At 43.5% G+C, this 19,055-nt stretch carries 16 protein-coding genes and 1 pseudogene; 12 read left to right on the forward strand and 5 right to left on the reverse strand.

Going from position 1 to position 19,055, the window contains the following annotated elements; translation table 11 throughout:
- The first annotated feature begins 1 nt into the window (after position 1).
- The 8 genes from infC to AAHH42_RS07580 all read left to right on the forward strand — a co-directional run bounded on the left by infC (position 2) and on the right by AAHH42_RS07580 (position 8,516).
- Positions 2-553: a translation initiation factor IF-3 gene (gene infC / locus AAHH42_RS07545; protein WP_072549774.1), complete on the forward strand. Its 552-nt coding sequence runs from the start codon at positions 2-4 to the stop codon at positions 551-553.
- A 160-nt stretch (positions 554-713) separates the two neighbouring features.
- Complete coding sequence (rpmI, locus tag AAHH42_RS07550; RefSeq protein WP_342221987.1) at positions 714-917, forward strand: 50S ribosomal protein L35; 204 nt, start codon at positions 714-716, stop codon at positions 915-917.
- Between the two features lie 39 nt (positions 918-956).
- Positions 957-1,340 carry a 50S ribosomal protein L20 gene (rplT, locus tag AAHH42_RS07555; RefSeq protein WP_072549776.1) on the forward strand — a complete coding sequence of 128 codons (384 nt, stop codon included), beginning with the start codon at positions 957-959 and terminating at the stop codon, positions 1,338-1,340.
- 325 nt (positions 1,341-1,665) lie between these two features.
- Positions 1,666-2,649 (forward strand): phenylalanine--tRNA ligase subunit alpha, encoded by a 984-nt coding sequence (gene pheS / locus AAHH42_RS07560; RefSeq protein WP_342221988.1) that lies wholly within the window; start codon positions 1,666-1,668, stop codon positions 2,647-2,649.
- 14 nt (positions 2,650-2,663) lie between these two features.
- A complete protein-coding gene (pheT, locus tag AAHH42_RS07565; protein WP_342221989.1) occupies positions 2,664-5,051 on the forward strand; it encodes a phenylalanine--tRNA ligase subunit beta in 2,388 nt (795 codons plus the stop codon).
- A gap of 4 nt (positions 5,052-5,055) precedes the next feature.
- The gene (locus AAHH42_RS07570; protein ID WP_342221990.1) at positions 5,056-5,355 is read left to right on the forward strand and encodes an integration host factor subunit alpha; all 300 of its coding nucleotides are present in this window, start codon (positions 5,056-5,058) and stop codon (positions 5,353-5,355) included.
- Positions 5,356-5,712: 357 nt separating this feature from the next.
- A complete protein-coding gene (locus AAHH42_RS07575) occupies positions 5,713-6,429 on the forward strand; it encodes a helix-turn-helix transcriptional regulator (protein WP_072549780.1) in 717 nt (238 codons plus the stop codon).
- A 578-nt stretch (positions 6,430-7,007) separates the two neighbouring features.
- Positions 7,008-8,516 (forward strand): IS4 family transposase, encoded by a 1,509-nt coding sequence (locus AAHH42_RS07580; RefSeq protein WP_342221991.1) that lies wholly within the window; start codon positions 7,008-7,010, stop codon positions 8,514-8,516.
- A 65-nt stretch (positions 8,517-8,581) separates the two neighbouring features.
- On the opposite strand, the pseudogene AAHH42_RS14805 reads toward AAHH42_RS07580, so the two are convergent.
- The 3 genes and pseudogenes from AAHH42_RS14805 to glnA form a co-directional block, all read right to left on the reverse strand.
- A pseudogene (locus tag AAHH42_RS14805) lies at positions 8,582-8,968 on the reverse strand (transposase); the annotation flags it as partial.
- Positions 8,892-9,257: an IS630 transposase-related protein gene (locus AAHH42_RS07585; RefSeq protein ID WP_342221010.1), complete on the reverse strand. Its 366-nt coding sequence runs from the start codon at positions 9,255-9,257 to the stop codon at positions 8,892-8,894. The gene AAHH42_RS07585 and the pseudogene AAHH42_RS14805, both read right to left, overlap by 77 nt.
- 441 nt (positions 9,258-9,698) lie before the next feature.
- On the reverse strand, positions 9,699-11,084 hold the full coding sequence (gene glnA, locus AAHH42_RS07590; protein WP_420836472.1) for a glutamate--ammonia ligase: 1,386 nt from the start codon (positions 11,082-11,084) through the stop codon (positions 9,699-9,701).
- A gap of 287 nt (positions 11,085-11,371) precedes the next feature.
- On the opposite strand from glnA, the gene typA reads away from it, so the two are divergent.
- The 3 genes from typA to AAHH42_RS07605 all read left to right on the forward strand — a co-directional run bounded on the left by typA (position 11,372) and on the right by AAHH42_RS07605 (position 15,681).
- The gene (gene typA, locus AAHH42_RS07595; protein ID WP_342221992.1) at positions 11,372-13,204 is read left to right on the forward strand and encodes a ribosome-dependent GTPase TypA; all 1,833 of its coding nucleotides are present in this window, start codon (positions 11,372-11,374) and stop codon (positions 13,202-13,204) included.
- A gap of 88 nt (positions 13,205-13,292) precedes the next feature.
- Entirely contained in the window at positions 13,293-14,222 is a 930-nt protein-coding gene (gene fabY / locus AAHH42_RS07600; protein ID WP_072550665.1) for a fatty acid biosynthesis protein FabY, read from the forward strand.
- A gap of 157 nt (positions 14,223-14,379) precedes the next feature.
- The gene (locus tag AAHH42_RS07605) at positions 14,380-15,681 is read left to right on the forward strand and encodes a cytosine permease (protein ID WP_072550664.1); all 1,302 of its coding nucleotides are present in this window, start codon (positions 14,380-14,382) and stop codon (positions 15,679-15,681) included.
- A gap of 180 nt (positions 15,682-15,861) precedes the next feature.
- Here AAHH42_RS07605 and AAHH42_RS07610 read toward each other — a convergent pair whose 3' ends face one another.
- Both AAHH42_RS07610 and cysQ read right to left on the reverse strand, forming a co-directional pair.
- Entirely contained in the window at positions 15,862-16,599 is a 738-nt protein-coding gene (locus AAHH42_RS07610; protein ID WP_162860032.1) for a PAS domain-containing protein, read from the reverse strand.
- A 654-nt stretch (positions 16,600-17,253) separates the two neighbouring features.
- Positions 17,254-18,000: a 3'(2'),5'-bisphosphate nucleotidase CysQ gene (gene cysQ / locus AAHH42_RS07615; RefSeq protein ID WP_072550663.1), complete on the reverse strand. Its 747-nt coding sequence runs from the start codon at positions 17,998-18,000 to the stop codon at positions 17,254-17,256.
- A 527-nt stretch (positions 18,001-18,527) separates the two neighbouring features.
- On the opposite strand from cysQ, the gene rsfS reads away from it, so the two are divergent.
- Positions 18,528-18,848 (forward strand): ribosome silencing factor, encoded by a 321-nt coding sequence (gene rsfS / locus AAHH42_RS07620; protein WP_072550662.1) that lies wholly within the window; start codon positions 18,528-18,530, stop codon positions 18,846-18,848.
- Positions 18,849-19,055: the final 207 nt, after the last annotated feature.

Here is a 19,055-nt window from a genome sequence, read left to right on the forward strand (position 1 = left end):
TATTAAAGTCGGAAAACGAGTTCAACCGGTGCGACCTAATCGAATCAACAGAGAGATCTCTGTGAAAGAGGTTCGCTTAACGGGCGTCGATGGTGAGCAGATTGGCGTTGTCAGTCTGAATGAGGCTCTTGCAAAAGCTCAGGAAGCAGGTGTTGATTTAGTAGAAATCAGTCCCACTGCGGAACCGCCGGTCTGTCGTGTTATGGATTACGGCAAATTCCTCTATGAGAAGAGTAAGTTAACAAAAGAGCAAAAAAAGAAGCAAAAAGTTATTCAAGTCAAGGAAATAAAATTCCGTCCAGGCACTGATGATGGCGACTATCAGGTAAAACTACGCAACCTGATACGCTTTTTGGAAGATGGTGACAAAACCAAAGTTACCTTACGGTTCCGTGGACGTGAAATGGCGCACCAGGAGATCGGCAAGGAAATGCTTGAGCGTGTCCGTAAGGATTTGTGTGAGACGTCTGATTTGGCCGTAGTTGAGTCTTTCCCTGCGCGGATTGAAGGCCGTCAGATGGTCATGGTTCTTGGGCCTAAGAAGAAACAGTAGGGCATACAACCTGTTGCGGAAACCTGGTTCTATGAGTGTTGAAGCCAGGGTGTTGGTTGTTCTCAATTTTCGCAATAGGTTTTTCAAGTGGCAGGGGGATTAATGCTTTCTGTTCGCCAGACTGTTTCATTTAATCAACAATGCGAAGTGGATATGTTCAATGTCAAAGAAAAAAATGAAAAGCGTGCGCGGTGCCGCTAAACGCTTCAAAAAAACCGGGAGTGGTGGTTTTAAATGTAAGCATTCTGGCCTACGTCATATTCTGACTAAAAAATCGACTAAGCGTAAACGTCATTTGCGTCCAAAGGGTCTGGTATCTAAAAATGATCTGGGTCTGGTTGTGGCGTGTCTACCGTATGCATAAATGATTTTTATTCTGAATTAAAGACGATAGGAGAGATAAATGGCTCGGGTAAAACGTGGTGTGGTTGCGCGTGCACGGCATAAGAAAGTATTAAAACAGGCGAAGGGATATTACGGTGCACGTTCGCGCGTGTATCGTGTTGCCTTTCAGGCGGTGATCAAAGCCGGGCAATATGCTTATCGTGATCGTCGGCAACGTAAGCGTCAGTTCCGCCAACTGTGGATCGCACGTATCAATGCAGCGGCGCGTCAAAATGACCTATCTTATAGCCTTTTCATTAATGGTCTGAAAAAAGCCTCTATTGAAATTGATCGCAAGATCCTGGCTGATATTGCGGTTTTTGACAAAGTGGCTTTTGCTGCCTTGGTCGAAAAATCGAAGTTAGTGCTGAAATCTGAAAAAGAGAAATTGGCGCTAGCGTAAGTTAAGGATAAAAAGGGAGATGACGATAAATACTGTTATTCTCCTTTTCTTTTTTTGAATGCTGATCCCCCGTGGCTGGTGCGTAAAAAAAAGATGAAAGATAGCGCTGATGCCTCCCATCGTGGAGGTTTTTTTTGTGTAAAACAATAGCCAACAGACTTCTTGCAAAACCGTAGCGAGTGCTGCAAAGTCAAGGCGCGTAGTGCGCAGCAATCTTAGTGTACATGAGGATTGCGAGCACCTAGGTAACGCAGAATTTGTAGCACATAGTAGGTTTTGCAAGAAGCCTACACATAGGTGATACTCGCCAGAGGATAAGGAAACAATGCCACATCTCGCAGAATTGGTTGCCAGAGCTGAAGTAGCCGTAGAAAATGCCGAAAATATTACCGCCCTCGATGCGGTGCGTATCGAATATTTAGGTAAAAAAGGCTATTTAAGTCTTCAAATGATGTCACTACGTGATCTGCCAACCGAAGAACGCCCCGCAGCCGGTGCGGTAATTAATCAGGCTAAACAAAAAGTGCAAGAAATGCTCAACATCCGCAAGGAGATGCTGAGATTAAAGGCGCTTAATGCGCGTCTGGCGGTGGAAACCATTGATATTTCACTGCCTGGACGTCGTATGGAAAACGGGGGGCTACATCCCGTAAGTCGTACTATTGATCGCATTGAAACCTTTTTTAACGAGCTGGGTTTTTCTGTCGCCACAGGGCCGGAAATTGAAAATAATTATCATAATTTTGATGCGCTAAATATTCCGGTTCACCATCCAGCGCGTGCTGATCATGATACTTTCTGGTTTGATAGCACCCGTTTATTGCGTACCCAGACCTCAGGGGTACAGATCCGCGTTATGCAAGGACAGCCACCGCCAATTCGCATTATTGTGCCAGGGCGTGTCTATCGTAATGACTACGACCATACTCACACGCCAATGTTCCATCAGATGGAAGGTTTGATGGTTGATCGCAACGTCAGCTTTACTAATCTGAAAGGAATTATCCATGATTTTCTGAAAAATTTCTTTGAAGAAGATCTGCAAATCCGTTTCCGTCCTTCTTATTTTCCATTTACTGAGCCTTCGGCTGAAGTTGATGTCATGGGCAAGGATGGCAAATGGCTCGAGGTGCTTGGTTGTGGTATGGTTCATCCAAGTGTGCTACGCAATGTAGGTGTCGATCAGGAGATTTATTCCGCTTTTGCCTTCGGTATGGGGATAGAACGCCTTACCATGTTACGTTACGGCGTCACTGATTTACGCGCATTTTTTGAAAATGACTGGCGTTTTCTCAAACAGTTTAAGTAAGACGGGATCTTTTTATGAAGTTCAGTGAACTTTGGTTACGCGAATGGGTTAACCCTGCGATTAGCAGTGATTTATTAGCCGATCAAATTACGATGGCGGGCCTGGAAGTCGATGCGATTGATACGGTCGCGGGTGATTTTCATGGCGTGGTTATCGGTCATGTTGTCGAATGTGGTCAACACCCGAATGCAGATAAACTACGAGTAACAAAAGTTGATATTGGCACGGGTCACCTCCTGGATATTGTCTGCGGCGCGCCAAATTGTCGGCAGGGATTGAAAGTGGCAGTGGCGATTGTAGGTGCAGTGCTGCCCGCTGGGCTTAAGATTAAAGCAACCAAGCTACGTGGTGCTCCTTCTGAAGGGATGCTGTGTTCGGCATTTGAACTCGGTTTCGGTGAAGATCAGGTCGGTATCATTGAACTCCCTGCTTCAGCATCTATAGGTACGGATATTCGTGAATTTTTGCAATTGAACGATAATATTATCGAGATCAATGTAACGCCGAACCGTGCCGATTGTTTAAGCATTATCGGTGTAGCGCGTGATCTGGCTGTTGTTAATCGATTGCCGTTAATAGAGCCAGAGATCATTCCGCTAAACGTTACCCTCCAAGACACTTTGCCAATTCATGTGTTAGAGACGTCAGCATGTCCCCGTTATCTTGGTCGGATAGTTAAGGGGATTAATCTGTCTATTGCTACTCCACAATGGATGAGTGAGAAGCTGCGTCGTTGTGGCATTCGTCCGATTGATCCGGTGGTTGATATCACCAATTATGTGTTGATGGAACTGGGGCAGCCGATGCATGCCTTTGATCTGGATCGCATTGACAGTGAAATCGTGGTTCGTTTCGCGGCGGAAGGTGAAAAGCTAACATTATTGGATGGTAGCAAAGCGCACTTAGACGCTGATACATTAGTGATTGCCGATCGACAAAAGGTGTTAGCGATGGCGGGTGTTTTAGGCGGTGAGCACTCTGGTATTAATAAGCAGACCCGTAATCTACTGTTGGAATGTGCTTTCTTTAATCCATTGGCGATTGCTGGTCGTGCACGTCGCTATGGTTTACACACTGATGCCTCTCATCGCTATGAACGTGGGGTAGATCCGGCGTTGCAATATAAAGCAATGGAGAGAGCGACCCGTTTACTGATTGATATCTGTGGTGGAGAGGCGAGTTCGATTATTGATGTGACCACAGAAAAAGCTCTGCCAAAAGTGGCAACTATCAACCTAAGGTATGAAAAATTGTGCCGTTTGTTGGGGCATTCTATTCCAGAGCAGCAAGTGAGTGATATTTTACGCCGTTTAGGTTGTCAGGTGACGGAAAAAGGAAATAGTTGGCAAATTGTGGCTCCGAGCTGGCGTTTTGATATGCAGATTGAAGAAGATTTGATTGAAGAAATTGCGCGTATTTACGGTTACAACTGTATTCCAAATATACCGATAAAAGCGGATTTGCTAATGACTCCGCATCCTGAAGCGGATTTATCACTGAAGCGAGTGAAGACGCTGTTGGTTGACCGTGGTTATCAGGAAGCCATCACTTATAGTTTTGTTGATCCTGAAATGCAAGCTTTACTGCATCCACAGCAAGAATCCCTGATTTTACCAAACCCAATCTCGGCTGATATGTCAGCCATGCGTTTATCACTGTTAACCGGCTTACTCTCCGCAGTGATTTATAACCAGCATCGCCAGCAGACACGTTTGCGTATGTTTGAAAGTGGTCTATGCTTTACCCCTGATAAATCGGCTGAGTTTGAGGTGAGACAAGATCTAATGCTCGCTGGTGTTATTACCGGTAATTGTTTGGAAAAGCATTGGGATCTTCCCAGTCGACAGGTAGATTTTTATGATTTAAAAGGGGATCTCGAGGCTATTCTAGAGCTTACTGGCAAACTGTCCATGGTGCAATTTCGTGGCGAAACCCATCCGGCGTTACACCCGGGACAAAGTGCAGGAATTTATTTATCTGATGAATCGATTGGTTTCATCGGTGTGGTTCATCCAAGATTGGAAGAGAAGCTAGGTTTACATGGTCGTACAGTGGTGTTTGAATTACAGTGTAATAAGCTAGCAAATCTTACCTTACCTGGTGTCTGCGAGATCTCTCGTTTTCCGGCAAACCGTCGTGACATCGCGATTGTCGTGGCTGAAGATATCCCAGCAGCGGATATTTTGGCAGAATGCGAGAAAATTAGCGTAAATCAGATAGTTGGAGTAAACTTGTTTGATGTGTACTGTGGTAAGGGCATCAGTGAAGGCCGTAAGGGCTTGGCTATTAGTTTGACGTTGCAGGATACCACCCGGACACTAGAAGAAGAGGAAATTGCCGCTACTGTTGAAAAATGTGTAACGGCTTTAAAACAGCGATTCCAAGCATCCTTGAGGGATTGAATTTATGGGGCTTACCAAAGATAAAATGTCAGAAAATCTGCTTAACAAGTTTGAGATACTTAATCAGGAGATGGCCAAAATTCTGGTAGACTTGTTCTTTAGTGAGATACGTCATGCTTTACAAAATGGTGAAGAAGTTAAATTATGTAACTTTGGCAGCTTTAAGTTGCGGGATAAACCTCCGCGTCCGGGGCGTAATCCGAAGACCTCTGAACCGAAACTTATTACGGCACGTCGTGTCGTGACTTTTCGTCCTTCTGATGAGTTCAAAAAGCAAGTAGTGAATGCTTCACCCAAAAAATAGTCAGCTAGCCAATTAACAAGGCCGCGTAAGCGGCCTTAAAAGTGTCAATTATCATACTGCATAACCTATTGCGTGGTGTGATTTACTTCATCCCTGCCTTTATCGTTCTGTTGACAATAACTCTGATAGTTGAGATTTTCCACGCCTATTATGCGATGGTGATCTGTCTTAATGGTGAAAAAAAGACTCAACATAAAAAGCAGAAAAATTAATAGATTGAATGTAATTGACAAAAAAGTATTGTCTTCAGCCTTGTGATTTCCGCTTTTTGAGCGTACTTTTTATACTCAATGGCTTTAGATCGCAGCACCTGTTGTCGTCACCTTGAGGTGTTTGCTTAGACTTTAGGAGGCTATTATGGATAATACTGATCATGAAAAATCTACTGATTTTAAACAGTTAATTGTAGGCTCGCTTGAATCACCTGCGCTTAAGTCGTTTATGGAGAATAAAGAGGAGGCCTGGGGAATAAGGGATATCAAGTCGAGGTTTGTGTATATGAATAGAGCGACCCTCGATTTTGCTAATCTACCGCCCGGGTTTGATTTTGAGGGTAAGCTGGATAGTGAATGTCCGGCGTCTTTTGCAGATTTTGAAACCGAACTCCAGGAGCAGGATCGTAAAACTGAAGAGAGCCGGCGATCGGTTTCTGTCATTGAGACACATTATTTTGGACGGGAAAACAAACTTCAGCCCTATTTGTGTCGCAAGTCTCCTTTGTATAACGAAGCTAAAAAGTGTATCGGCACCGTTTTTCAGTTAAAAAAGTACAACTCCCTCTCGTTACCGCACTATGTCAACAGACTCGCTCCCTCTGTATTGCTTTTGGATCCGCCTACCGAGATATTCACTGAAAGAGAACTTGAAGTGGTGTTTTTCCTGCAACACCCCTTACAAGCTAAGACGATAGCGCAAAAATTCGGTTTTTCTCAGGGGGAAGTAGAAAAGCATAGGGAAAATATCTACCAAAAGACGAATGTTTATTCATCAAACCAATTTAAGGAATTTTGTAAAGCAGCAGGCCTGGATCGGTATATTCCCCCCAAATTAATACAGCCTAACGTTAAATGTTAAATTTATTTAATTCTTTGCCGCCTTGTAGCATCAAAATTGTGTAGCAATGAAGCGAAATTAATAGCCTCAGTTAGTCATAGGGGGTTTCTCACTCTTTGGCTTTCTGAGTAAGCCTTCTTCATCGAATATGGAGTGTAGGTCCTTTCTTAAAACATTTTGACTTATTTCGCAGATGACATTGAAACCATATGCGGAGAATTCTCTGCGGACTGTTTCCGAGTTACCCTATTTTTCGATCAATTTTTCGCCTAATTTGGTCTCCTGGAGATATATTTTCATGGGGGTTTTTTATAGAGCCTTGCAAGCCTCTCAAATTGTGGTAAAGCGTCTTCCTCCTGTCCAAATTTTTCGTTTTTGGAGATATCCAATCTTTTCAAATTGTCGGACATTAATAAATTACTGAAGCTTTGCATGCTGCTCTGGTCGTTGCCAGATATGGCTGAACGACATAATAATGATTATGCACTATATTGAGAGAATAAGGCGTCAAGGCTGCAATTTAAGTCCCTTCTTTTGCTTTTGCTTGTGCCCATTTATGTTCAATGGGATTGAGAGCTCACTTTTACCCACAACGTTGAATGAAAAATGATTCAGGTGAAATTGGATTATTGGTAGAGTCAATAGTTAAATCAGGAAACAGGCACATGAAAACAGTAACGGGTAATGGGAATGAGTGGATCCGTGAAGAATTTCATCAAATTGATTTCGGAGATAAACGCCTTAAAGAGCGTTTTTTTGAAACAGCGGGCTTATTATCATCAAAAGCGTCAGGTTCAATTTACCCAAGCTGTCATGGTTCCTGGTCACAGGCCAAAGGAGCTTATCGATTTTTTAGCAATGAGAGAGTGAGCGAGAGCGCGCTATTCCGTACACATTGTGTGCAAACACAAAAACGTCTGGAGGGGCATTCACTGGTTTTTTCTCTTCAGGACACATCAGAGTTGAACTTTGACTCACATAAAAAGACAGAGGGGTTGGGAAGTATATCTAAAGCCTATCACAAACATAAAATGGGGTTGATGCTTCATGCAAGTTTGATGGTAACTCAGGAGGGCTTGCCGCTTGGGTTATCCTCGCTTAAATGCTGGTCACGTGTTTCCCGAGAGGAACCCCCTCAGGAAAAACAGCGGCGGCTTTATCAATCGACAATGAAAGAGAAAGAAAGTATTAAGTGGATAGAGACCTTCTACGAGACAGCGGCGCTGATACCCAAAGATACCTGCTTAATCACGCTGGGAGACAGAGAAGCGGATATTTTCGAACTTTTTCGGGTTGCAAGCTCACTAAAAACATTTTTTATTATCCGCAACCGGAAAGACAGAAAATTTATCGATGAAAAGGGGAAAAAAACAACGGTGCAAACCGCCTTGTCAAAGACGCCGATTTTAAAAACCATAGCACTTACCCTGCCCAAAAATCAGCAAAGGGTAGCAAGAACGGCTTATGTGGATATTCGCTCCATTTCAGGCTGGCTCCCCATTAGAAATAATCTAGTTTATGGGCCTACCAATAAAGACGCTTCACGGCATATCCATGAAAAGGTTCACGTATCTGCCATCAGTGTTAAAGAACAGCCTCCTCCAGAAGGAGTAGCGCCTGTCGAATGGGTATTATTGACCAATTTGACGGCCACTGACGCCTTTGAAGCAGAAGAGAAAGTGAATGGGTATAGACTGAGATGGAAGATAGAAGAGTTCTTCAAAACACTGAAATCAGGATGTTGTGTTGAACAATGTCGTTTAAATACGGCAACCAAACTAACGAAAATGATCACCCTCAAAAGCATTATCGCCTTCAAACTGATGTATATGACCAAAATGGCAGCGTTGTGTCCTGAGGCTACCTGCACCGATGTGTTGTCAAAGATAGAATGGCAAACGCTGTATTGCAGAATACAGACAACAAGCCGCCTTCCCGAGCATCCCCCCACAGTGCTTCAGGCAATAACATGGCTGGGTCAATTGGGAGGATTTCTTAACCGACGTGCCGAGGGTTTACCGGGAATCATGTCGCTTTGGCGAGGGTATGAGATCCTGCAAGAAAATGTGAGATTGTTCATTATTCTTAATAACAAAAATTGTGGGTAAAAGTGAGGATTGAGAGCAGGTGAGTAGGGAGTGAGATATTCAATCCAATGCCCGGCTTTACTGATAGCCTGCTGAATGTCGAGACGTTTGTGGAAACTGGCGTTATCCATCACGATGACACAATGAGGAGGAAGAGTAGGCAAAAGGCGCTGGGTAACCCAGGCGTAAAAAACATCACTGTTAATGGAACAAAAAAATAATCCGACCGCCATCAGGACGGTTCCCAGTAACGCGCCAATGACATTTGTTCGGCCCTTAGGCTGCCCATCCTGGGTACCCCAACAGCGTTGACCTCGTGCAGCATAACCGTGGGTTCGTGGCCTATCGTGTGCGAAACCGCTTTCATCCAGATAAACGACCGGTTTTCCCTGCTTTTTATAGCAGGCTATCGTGTCCTGGAAGGCGCGCCGTGTCTCTTCGTCTGCCTTGGGATGACGCAGGTTTTTTTTTATAGGTGACGCCCAGGTTTTTCAGTGCCTGCCAAATGGCTTTCTGGCACACCTGAAAGCGCGCCGCCCGTTCCCGTTGGTAAGCATCGGGATAAAGTGCAACATCTTCAGCTAACGCCACTTTATCAAGCTTACGCCGACGGGGGGAAGAAGCTTTAACCTCGATACGACTGAGCCAGCGGGTAACGGAAGCTGAACCAATGTGGAAGCGTTTAGCGGTCTCTCTGATACTCAAGTTTTCTTGCTCTCGAATACCCAGAACTTTACGGCGAAAATCGACAGAGTGGCTCATCGCTAACTCCCTGTTAAATAATTTAGCTATACATTGTAATCAAAATTAATACGTTACGCTATATATTCAAATCCTTTAAGTTATGTAACTTTGCTAAACCATCTAATGCTTTTGGACTAAGGTCCAGAAAATTATCACTGAAATCTAAGGAGGTTGTTTCGGGGGGAGAGGTGGTATTTCTACCTCCGGTTCATTATGATTCATGTTGGGAGTGGTTGAATACACTGCTAAAGTACAACCAAGCTAAGGCCATAGGGCATTAGTTTTTATCCTTTATTCAGATGAAAATGATTTTTAAATAAGATACGAAATTAATTATTAGCCAATTTATTATTTAATTCTAACGAAAACAAGACCCCTAATGTAAGAGAATATTAAAGGCAAAGGACAGGGATTTTTGAACGGAACTCACCGGCTTCAGCCGGCGAGTCTGACTAAAAGTTATACACTGTAATACATTTCAAATTCAAGCGGATGAGGTGTCATACGTACGCGGTCTACTTCTACGTTGCGCAAAGCGATGTAAGCGTCAATGGCATCCTGAGTAAAAACACCACCACGGGTTAAAAATTCGCGATCGGCATTCAAGGCTGCCAGTGCTTCTTCTAGAGAACCCGCTACTGTTGGGATCTCTTTGGCTTCTTCCGGTGGGAGGTCGTATAAATTCTTGTCCATTGCTGCACCAGGGTCAACTTTATTGGCGATGCCATCAAGACCCGCCATTAATTGAGCGGCAAAGGCCAAATAGGGGTTGGCAGCAGGATCAGGGAAACGAACTTCAATACGGCGTGCTTGGGGGTTGGCAACAATAGGAATGCGGATAGAAGCAGAACGGTTACGGGCAGAGTAGGCCAACATGACCGGTGCTTCATAGCCTGGCACCAAACGTTTGTAAGAATTGGTGGTCGGGTTGGTAAAAGCGTTGATGGCTTTCGCATGTTTGATGATGCCACCGATATAGAACAGGGCTGTTTGAGACAAACCACCGTATTGATCACCGTCGAACAGGTTAATTTTTCCTTGTAATAGTGACATATGGCAATGCATACCGGAACCGTTGTCACCAAACATAGGCTTTGGCATAAAGGTTGCGGTTTTACCAAAGGCATGAGCGATATTATGTACGACATATTTGTAAATCTGAATTTCATCTGCTTTTTTGGTCATGGTATTGAAACGGGTTGCCACTTCATTTTGACCTGCAGTTGCTACCTCGTGATGATGCGCCTCAACGGTCAGACCCATAGACTCCATCGTCAAACACAGAGCAGAACGTAGATCTTGTGAGGAATCTATTGGGGGAACAGGGAAATAACCGCCTTTCACCGCGGGTCGATGGCCTTTGTTACCGGTCTCGTATTTAGTAGAAGAATTCCATGCACCTTCGATATCATCTATAGCGACATGAGAACCTGAAATGCTGCTACCAAAGCGGACATCATCAAACAGGAAGAATTCGGGTTCCGGTCCGAATAACACACTATCAGCAATCCCTGATTTTTTTAAATAATTTTCTGCACGTTTAGAGATAGAGCGCGGATCACGGTCATACCCTTGCAGGGTGCCAGGTTCGCAAATATCACAACGGATAATCAGGGTAGCATCTTCGAAAAACGGATCCATCACTGCTGTTTCAGCATCTGGCATGAGCACCATGTCAGATTCGTTGATACCTTTCCAACCGGCAATGGAAGAGCCATCAAACATTTTACCGTTTTCGTGGAAGTCATCATTGATTTGGTGAGCAGGCACAGTGACATGCTGCTCTTTCCCTTTGGTGTCGGTAAAACGTAAATCTACAAATTTCACCTCATGCTTTTGTATCATATTTTTAACAGCGGATATTTCTTCGGCCAGTTTATCAGCAACGGACATTCTTTATCTCTCCTGGATGAGTCATTGTTATCGTTTGGCAACGATTAGCGGGTATTTTTGTCTAAAAAAGGCTTAACAGCAAAAATATTTACTTGAAAAAGCGCTGCTGGCAAAACATTTCGTGTCAAAAAGGCGGCTCAAGCCACCTAAACTGTTCAAACGACCCACTTATGCCATATCATGGGAACTTACTATACGTGTACAATACATTATTTATAAATATCTGAGGCAAAAAAGCTGTGACTAATAAGAATTTGCGCAATATCGCCATTATCGCACACGTTGACCATGGAAAAACCACCCTGGTTGACAAATTGTTACAACAATCCGGTACCTTTGATGAGCGTGTTGAAGCGACAGAGCGAGTAATGGATTCCAACGATTTGGAAAAAGAGCGCGGGATCACTATCCTGGCAAAAAATACCGCCATTAAATGGAAGGGATATCATATTAATATTGTCGATACACCGGGGCATGCCGATTTTGGTGGCGAGGTGGAGCGGGTAATGTCGATGGTTGACTCGGTGTTGTTGGTCGTCGATGCGATGGATGGTCCAATGCCACAAACGCGTTTTGTGACTAAAAAAGCCTTTGAACATGGTTTGAAACCCATTGTGGTTATCAACAAGGTTGATCGCCCTGGTGCGCGTCCTGACTGGGTGGTTGATCAGGTACTCGATCTGTTTGTCAACCTGGGTGCTACTGAAGAACAGTGTGGTTTCATAGACCATATCATCTACGCATCAGCATTAATGGGTATCGCAGGTAATACTCATCATGAGATGGCGAAAGATATGACGCCTTTGTATCAAGCTATTGTTGATCATGTTCCTGCCCCTAAAGTTGATCCTGATGGCACATTACAGATGCAGATCTCACAGCTGGATTACAACAGCTATGTGGGTGTTATCGGTATCGGTCGCATCAAACGTGGTGTCGTTAAGCCTAACCAACAGGTCACTATTATTGATAGTACAGGTAAAACACGTAATGGCAAAGTGGGTAAGGTATTCAGTCATATGGGGCTGGAACGTATTGAAACCGCGTTGGCGGAGGCGGGTGATATTATTGCTATTACTGGCCTCGGTGAGTTGCATATTTCTGATACCCTTTGTGATGTCAATGCAGTTGAAGCACTGCCTGCGCTTTCTGTCGATGAACCTACCGTTAGCATGTATTTCTGCGTTAATACCTCGCCATTTTGCGGTAAAGAAGGTAAATACGTTACCTCGCGTCAGATCTTGGAACGTCTGAAAAAAGAGTTAATACACAATGTTGCCTTGCGAGTAGAAGAAACAGAAGATGCTGATGCATTCCATGTTTCTGGCCGTGGTGAACTTCATCTATCAATACTGATCGAAAATATGCGCCGTGAAGGTTTTGAACTGGCGGTATCTCGTCCAAAAGTAATTAATCGTAAAGTCGATGGCCGTGATCAAGAGCCTTTTGAAAACGTAACCCTGGATATTGAAGAACAGCATCAGGGAGCGGTTATGCAGGCCTTGGGGGAGCGTAAAGGCGAGATAAAGAATATGGATCCTGACGGCAAAGGCCGTGTTCGTTTGGATTATTTGATCCCAAGTCGTGGTTTGATTGGTTTCCGCACTGAATTTATGACCATAACTTCGGGCACAGGCTTACTTTACTCAACTTTTAGTCATTATGATGATGTGCGCCCAGGCGAAATCGGTCAGCGTCAAAATGGCGTACTGATTTCCAATGGTCAAGGTAAAGCGGTCGCTTTTGCACTGTATGGCCTGCAAGATCGTGGTAAGTTGTTTCTGGGGCACGGTGCTGAAGTCTATGAAGGCCAGATCATTGGTATCCATTCACGTTCTAATGATCTCACGGTTAACTGTTTGACAGGTAAAAAATTAACCAATATGCGTGCATCCGGTACTGACGAGGCCACGACCTTGGTTCCTCCTATCAAAAAATCTTTAGAACAGGCATTGGAATTTATTAATGATGATGAGCTTGTGGAAACAACGCCAGTATCCATCCGCATCCGCAAACGTTATCTCACGGAAAATGATCGTAAGCGTGCTAACCGTGGTGGCAAAGATGCTTGATCTTTTTCTCATTCACTGATTATTCAGGGCGCGTATTCGCGTCCTGAATTTTTTCTTTTTGTTGATGGTTTAACGGGAGACGAGCTTCATGTATCACCTACGTGTACCTATAACAGAACAGGAGTTGAAAGATTATTACCAATTTCGCTGGGAGATGTTGCGTAAGCCTCTCCATCAGCCAGAGGGTTCAGAAAAAGATGCTTATGACACCTTGGCCCATCATCAAATGGTGGTGGATGGACGAGGTAAACCCGTTGCCATAGGACGACTGTATATCAATGCAGATAATGAGGCATCTATCCGTTTTCTGGCTGTCGATCCCGCGGTACGGGCGAAGGGACTCGGCACCTTGGTGGCAATGACGTTAGAGTCAGTTGCTCGCCAAGAGGGGGTTAAACGTGTGGTTTGCAGTGCCCGCGCTGATGCTGTGGAATTTTTTGCCAAATTGGGTTTTGTCAGTGAGGGCGAAATTACCGCGCCGCAGACAACACCAGTAGGTCATTTTTTAATGGTCAAACCGGTAGCAACGATGGACGATATTTTGTGTCGTCCTGATTGGTGTAGTCAATTACAGCAGGCCTGGTATGACAATATTCCGTTGAGTGAAAAAATGGGGGTACGCATCAGTCAATATACGGGGCAACGTTTTATCACTACGATGCCGGAAGCAGGTAATCAAAATCCGCATCATACTTTATTTGCCGGCAGTCTGTTCTCATTAGCAACCTTAACTGGCTGGGGACTGATTTGGCTCTGGTTACGTGAACGTCATCTGGGGGGAACCATCATTCTGGCAGATTCTCATATACGCTACAGTAAGCCGATTACAGGCAGACCAAAGGCAATCGCTGATCTGAGTTCTATTAGTGGCGACCTTGACCGCTTGGCACGTGGATGTAAAGCCAGAGTTCAGCTAAAGGTTAAGTTATTCGGTGATAACAATGATAAAGAAAATACTTTATTTTCGGGGGTTTATGTGGTTCTGCCAGTCTCTTTGAATGAAATACATCTTGATTAATCAGACTTTTTGTAAAACTTGCTGCGTGGCCTATGCTCCTTTTTTAACCATATAACTTCGGTTGTTTTCATCGATAGGGTTGTGATTGTTTTCATTTTTTTCTGTAGCGTCTATTCTTTATCCATTGGTGGTCGCAACAGTTCCTATAGGAAGAAAAATGAACCAAGACAACGCTATCCACGACGATTATCTCGCTAATCCTGTCCCTCAGACCGCAAGATCAAGTTTTCTCAGTGTTGTTCTAATCCGTATTGGTATGATGACCGCGATGGCTCAATTTATGTTGGGTGCTATGTTGGGTAATTCGATGACCTTTGGTCAAGCGATGCTTGCTACCTTACTGGGTAGTTTAATCCTCGAATTTATTAGCCTGGGGCTTGGATTTGCAGGAGCACGTGAAGGGTTGTCAACCAGTTTATTAGCCCGTTGGTGCGGCTTTGGGCGTTTCGGATCGGCCCTGATTGGGATCGTTATCGCGATTAGCTTATTAGGTTGGTTTGGTGTGCAAAATTCGGTTTTTGCCAAAGGTTTGGATTATGCGTTTGATGGTCGTTTGGGCTTTGGTTTGTCAGCAGCGATTTCAGGCGTCGCCCTCACTGCATTGGTAGCCTTTGGATTCCGCGCTTTAAGCTGGACAGCAAAGGTGGCAGTGCCGTTATTTTTTCTTGTGATAGGCTGGATTGTGTTAGTGTTGCTATCGGGTTATAACATCATTGATCTTGCGACTACGCTTCCCAGTGGCACTCCTCTTGCCTTGGGGGCCGCGGCCACCGCCGTCGCCGGCGGATGTGTTGCCGGCGCATTAACCACGCCGGATATTAGCCGTTATTGTCAAAATGGACGGCATGTGTTCTGGATGATTACTATTTCTATTATTGTCGGCGAATTTGTTGTTAACAGTATTGCGATATTGATTGCCCATGCACTTAAAACCGCCGATGTTGTCGACATTATGACGCAAACGGCCGGTTGGGTTGGTCTGCTTTCTGTTATTCTGGCGGCGGTTAAAGTTAATGATGTTAATCTATATTCTTCCTCTTTGGCCTTCGCTAACGTTATTGATTCTGTGTTAGGAAAAAAGTCGCGTCACACAGAATTAACCATCATTCTTGGTACTGTGGGCACTACGCTATCAATTCTGGGAATTTTAGACAATTTTATCGATTTTCTTACTTTAATCGGTGTCGTTTTTCCTCCTATAGCCGGTGTGATGCTGGTCGATTATTATATTTTGCGTACCAGTCGTCATTTATTTGATGCCGCACGTTTACAGCAAACGTTGCCGACATCAACTCCGCGCATGGGCTGGCAAGCCGTCGTCGCATGTGTTACTGGAACACTGGGGGGGTTATTCATTGATTATGGTATTTCATCACTCAATTCAATTATCATTGCCAGTGCTTTCTATTGGATGACGAATGTGGTTAAAAATAAATTTTTTACCCTTGCTGATAACTGAAAATTTTTCATACGCAACCACCAAGGGGCAATATACGCCTTGACGGTTGTGCACGAAAAATTTGTAGGTGATATCAGTGAGATTAATTCATATCATCCATTACGGTCAGTATAGCTGGAGCTACGTTGATGTCATTATGTGTAGAGACTCACATTGAGCACTGACATCAAGGTGATGTCTCTATCTTTCAATAGTATGATTAATGTGCAGGAATTTGGCAGGGATATAGCAATCATATCCTTTTTCCTCACAAAATGATTTGAAATCGTCGAAGGAGCTAGCCGCGGCTTTACGATAGATCCGTCGTGCGTTATTTTCTATATTGTGATAAGGGAGATTTAATCTTTTAGCGATTTCTGTCGTTGGTATTAACTGTAACAGAAAAAATATTATCTCAAATTCTTCGTGGGTAAAAAATTGATCGGGCTGTGTCAGCATCAATGAACTGGGCATTTTCATCTTTACATGATCATTTATAGAACAAATTTCTAGTTTTTTACCAGAAAAAATAGTCCCAATACATCCTTCTGTGCTATCAGTAAAGGGGCGTTTATCGAAGATATAGGCCTGTAGCTTTTTTTCACGCCCATAAAGATGTGTTTCAAGTACGGGGATGGGTTGCATAGTCTGTTCAACAAGTCGATCGTGTGTCTGGAATTTTGCGGAAAATTCTGCCATAGGTAACGGTATTTCGTTGTCGAACATTCCTTCAATCTTAAATTCTGCAGGGAGGTTATACAGTTCGATATGGGCTGGGTTAGCGTAGAGATAACGCGATTCGCGATCTTTTATTGCCAAAGGCTCCACGAGGTGATCCCATAATGATCTTCCAGTCGCCAAGTTAAGTGGTATTTGCGGTTCTGCAACAAATAATTTAGGTTTTTTCTCTGTGGCATTTTTACTATTACTCTTAACCATATAGTCTCCTTTGGCCCAGATGAGCCGCTGTTTATACATAGGTAAATTTTTCTTTGCTTTTTCTGCCCGCCATATAGATATAAATGTTGGTGAAGTTATTAGTGAGTAAATTACTTTTTCATCCTACATTTCTTACCCTGTACTGGCTATAACCCTGGCAGGTGAATTGTTGATATTGAGCGGTAAATTATGGAATTTTTATTTTTTTTTACAAAAGATTGTAATAATTTATTTTTTTATCAACTTCTTATCTAAGAAGTGTCAATGGAGTATAAGAAATTGTAAAGTTAGGAAAATAATACATTACTGAGTATAATTCTCCTAAATAGGGCAGGTATTTTAAGTTTAGAACAGTAAAAAACAGAAGAGTCAGTCAAAGCCCTAATATAAGTCAATGTGGAATTGTTAAATATATATCAGATAAATAAACGTGCATTATTGCCATCAAAAGAAATGTCGTGAGCGATAGAATATAGAATGTCCTTAAATTTTATTTAGCACTGCAATAGATCAACGAATTAGAGGGTATAGCTGCATGATTTAATTTTGATTGCTTAACGGATATATTGAGGAGTCAATTTACGGAGTGGCTCATATTTGTGTGCTAATCAAAATTAAATCGTGCCGCTATATTAAGCAAATTACCTCAACAAATTAGAACAGAGACACTCTAAAACCAGGATTGAGGAAAGATTCGCGAGGGATATAGGATAAAGTTTTACCTTCCCAGTCACGCACTTTAGCGCCGGCAGCGGCCGCGACTGCGTGACCGGCGGCGGTATCCCATATATTCGTTAGCCCAAAGCGTGGGTAAAGCTGTGCACTCCCTTCTGCCACCAGACAGAATTTTAACGACGATCCCACGGCGACTGTCTGATGCTCACCTAAATGTTGTAGGTAGTCGGTGAGCTCATTGTCGTTATCACTGTGGGAACGACTGATCACCACCAACGGGGGACGGGCGTCGCACACACGGAGAGGTAAACGTTGTCCACCTTTTTCTTTCCACGCTTTGCCATTCTCAGCGCTATACATGGCTTCCGTGACTGGACTGTAAACGACGCCTAATACCGGTTCCCCCTTATTAATCAACGCAATATTTACCGTAAATTCACCGTTACGATCAAGAAATTCTTTCGTGCCATCAAGCGGATCAACCAACCAATAGTGCTGCCATGTCTGACGTACAGACCAGTCAGGCGGATCTTCTTCTGATAACAACGGGATCTTCGGCGTCAATATCGCCAGACCCTTTTTAATAATCTGATGGGCGGCGAGATCGGCGTTAGTAACGGGTGAATCATCAATTTTATGTGCCACATCAAGCGGTTTATCATGCTGATAAACAGTCATAATCGCTGCGCCAGCCTCTCGAGCCAATTGGCAAATTTGCTCTAACATTGTAGGCCCCACATTGTTAATTTTATTATCAATCTATTATAACAATCTGCCCTTTTACGTCCATTTATCGGATCTCTTCATTAGACTTTTTACAAAATCTACTATGTGCTGCAAATGTCTGCGTTACGTGGTGCCCGCAATCCCCATGTACTCGCTTGTACTGAGCAGTGGCTGTGTCGGTAACACTCGCGACGGTTTTGCAAGAAGTCTATTCTTTATTTATAGCAGAGAATAGGCTGCTTTCTAAAGCCATTGTGTGACACACCAGGGTAACGATACAAAAAGAGCATGGTGATCACCTCTTTTTTACGATATATTTTATTAGAACCTGTTCAGAATCTCTTGTGCTCGCCGATACGTCGTTAAAAACGAGCCTAAAATGTTCATTTACTCTCTTTTACAAAGAGTAAACTGCACTTTTTCGCCCCTTTTTTCTCTTTTGAGCACCGCGAAAAAGATTTTGAACAGTCTCCTCTTACAAGACCTATTGTGTTATGCAACAGATCCGATGAAATCAAGGTGAACCTTTGCAAAGTAAAACGCTACGAGAATTTATTATTGATAAGCTTGATGATCTAAAAGGCGATGCTATTGTTGCCATTGATGTTCAAGGGAAATCAGACATCACCGATTGTATGATCCTCTGTACAGGAACATCAACCCGACACGTTAGCGCTCTGGCTGATAATTTGATACAGGAATCACGGCTTGCCGGCATAAGAGCGCTAGGCACTGAAGGTCAAAAGCTTTCTGATTGGGTTGTGATCGATTTTGGCGAAGTGATTGTACATGTGATGCAAGAAGAAAGCCGCCGTGTCTATGAATTGGAGGCGCTTTGGAGTGAATAGGGATTAAACTTTATTTATCATAAAAATGTATCAAATCTTGTCCTACTCACTCCCTCTGCTATCACGACATTTATCCGTCGTAGCAGAGGATCGTGTCCCAGTAATTTCTGCGCAAAATCCTTACTTTTAGCCCACTACCCATAATGAATGCCATGCGGCATAAATATACGACATGAATCATAGAGTTGTTCTACTATATCAATCAGT

The sequence above is a fragment of the Candidatus Fukatsuia endosymbiont of Tuberolachnus salignus genome (assembly GCF_964030845.1).
Taxonomy (GTDB): domain Bacteria; phylum Pseudomonadota; class Gammaproteobacteria; order Enterobacterales; family Enterobacteriaceae; genus Fukatsuia; species Fukatsuia symbiotica.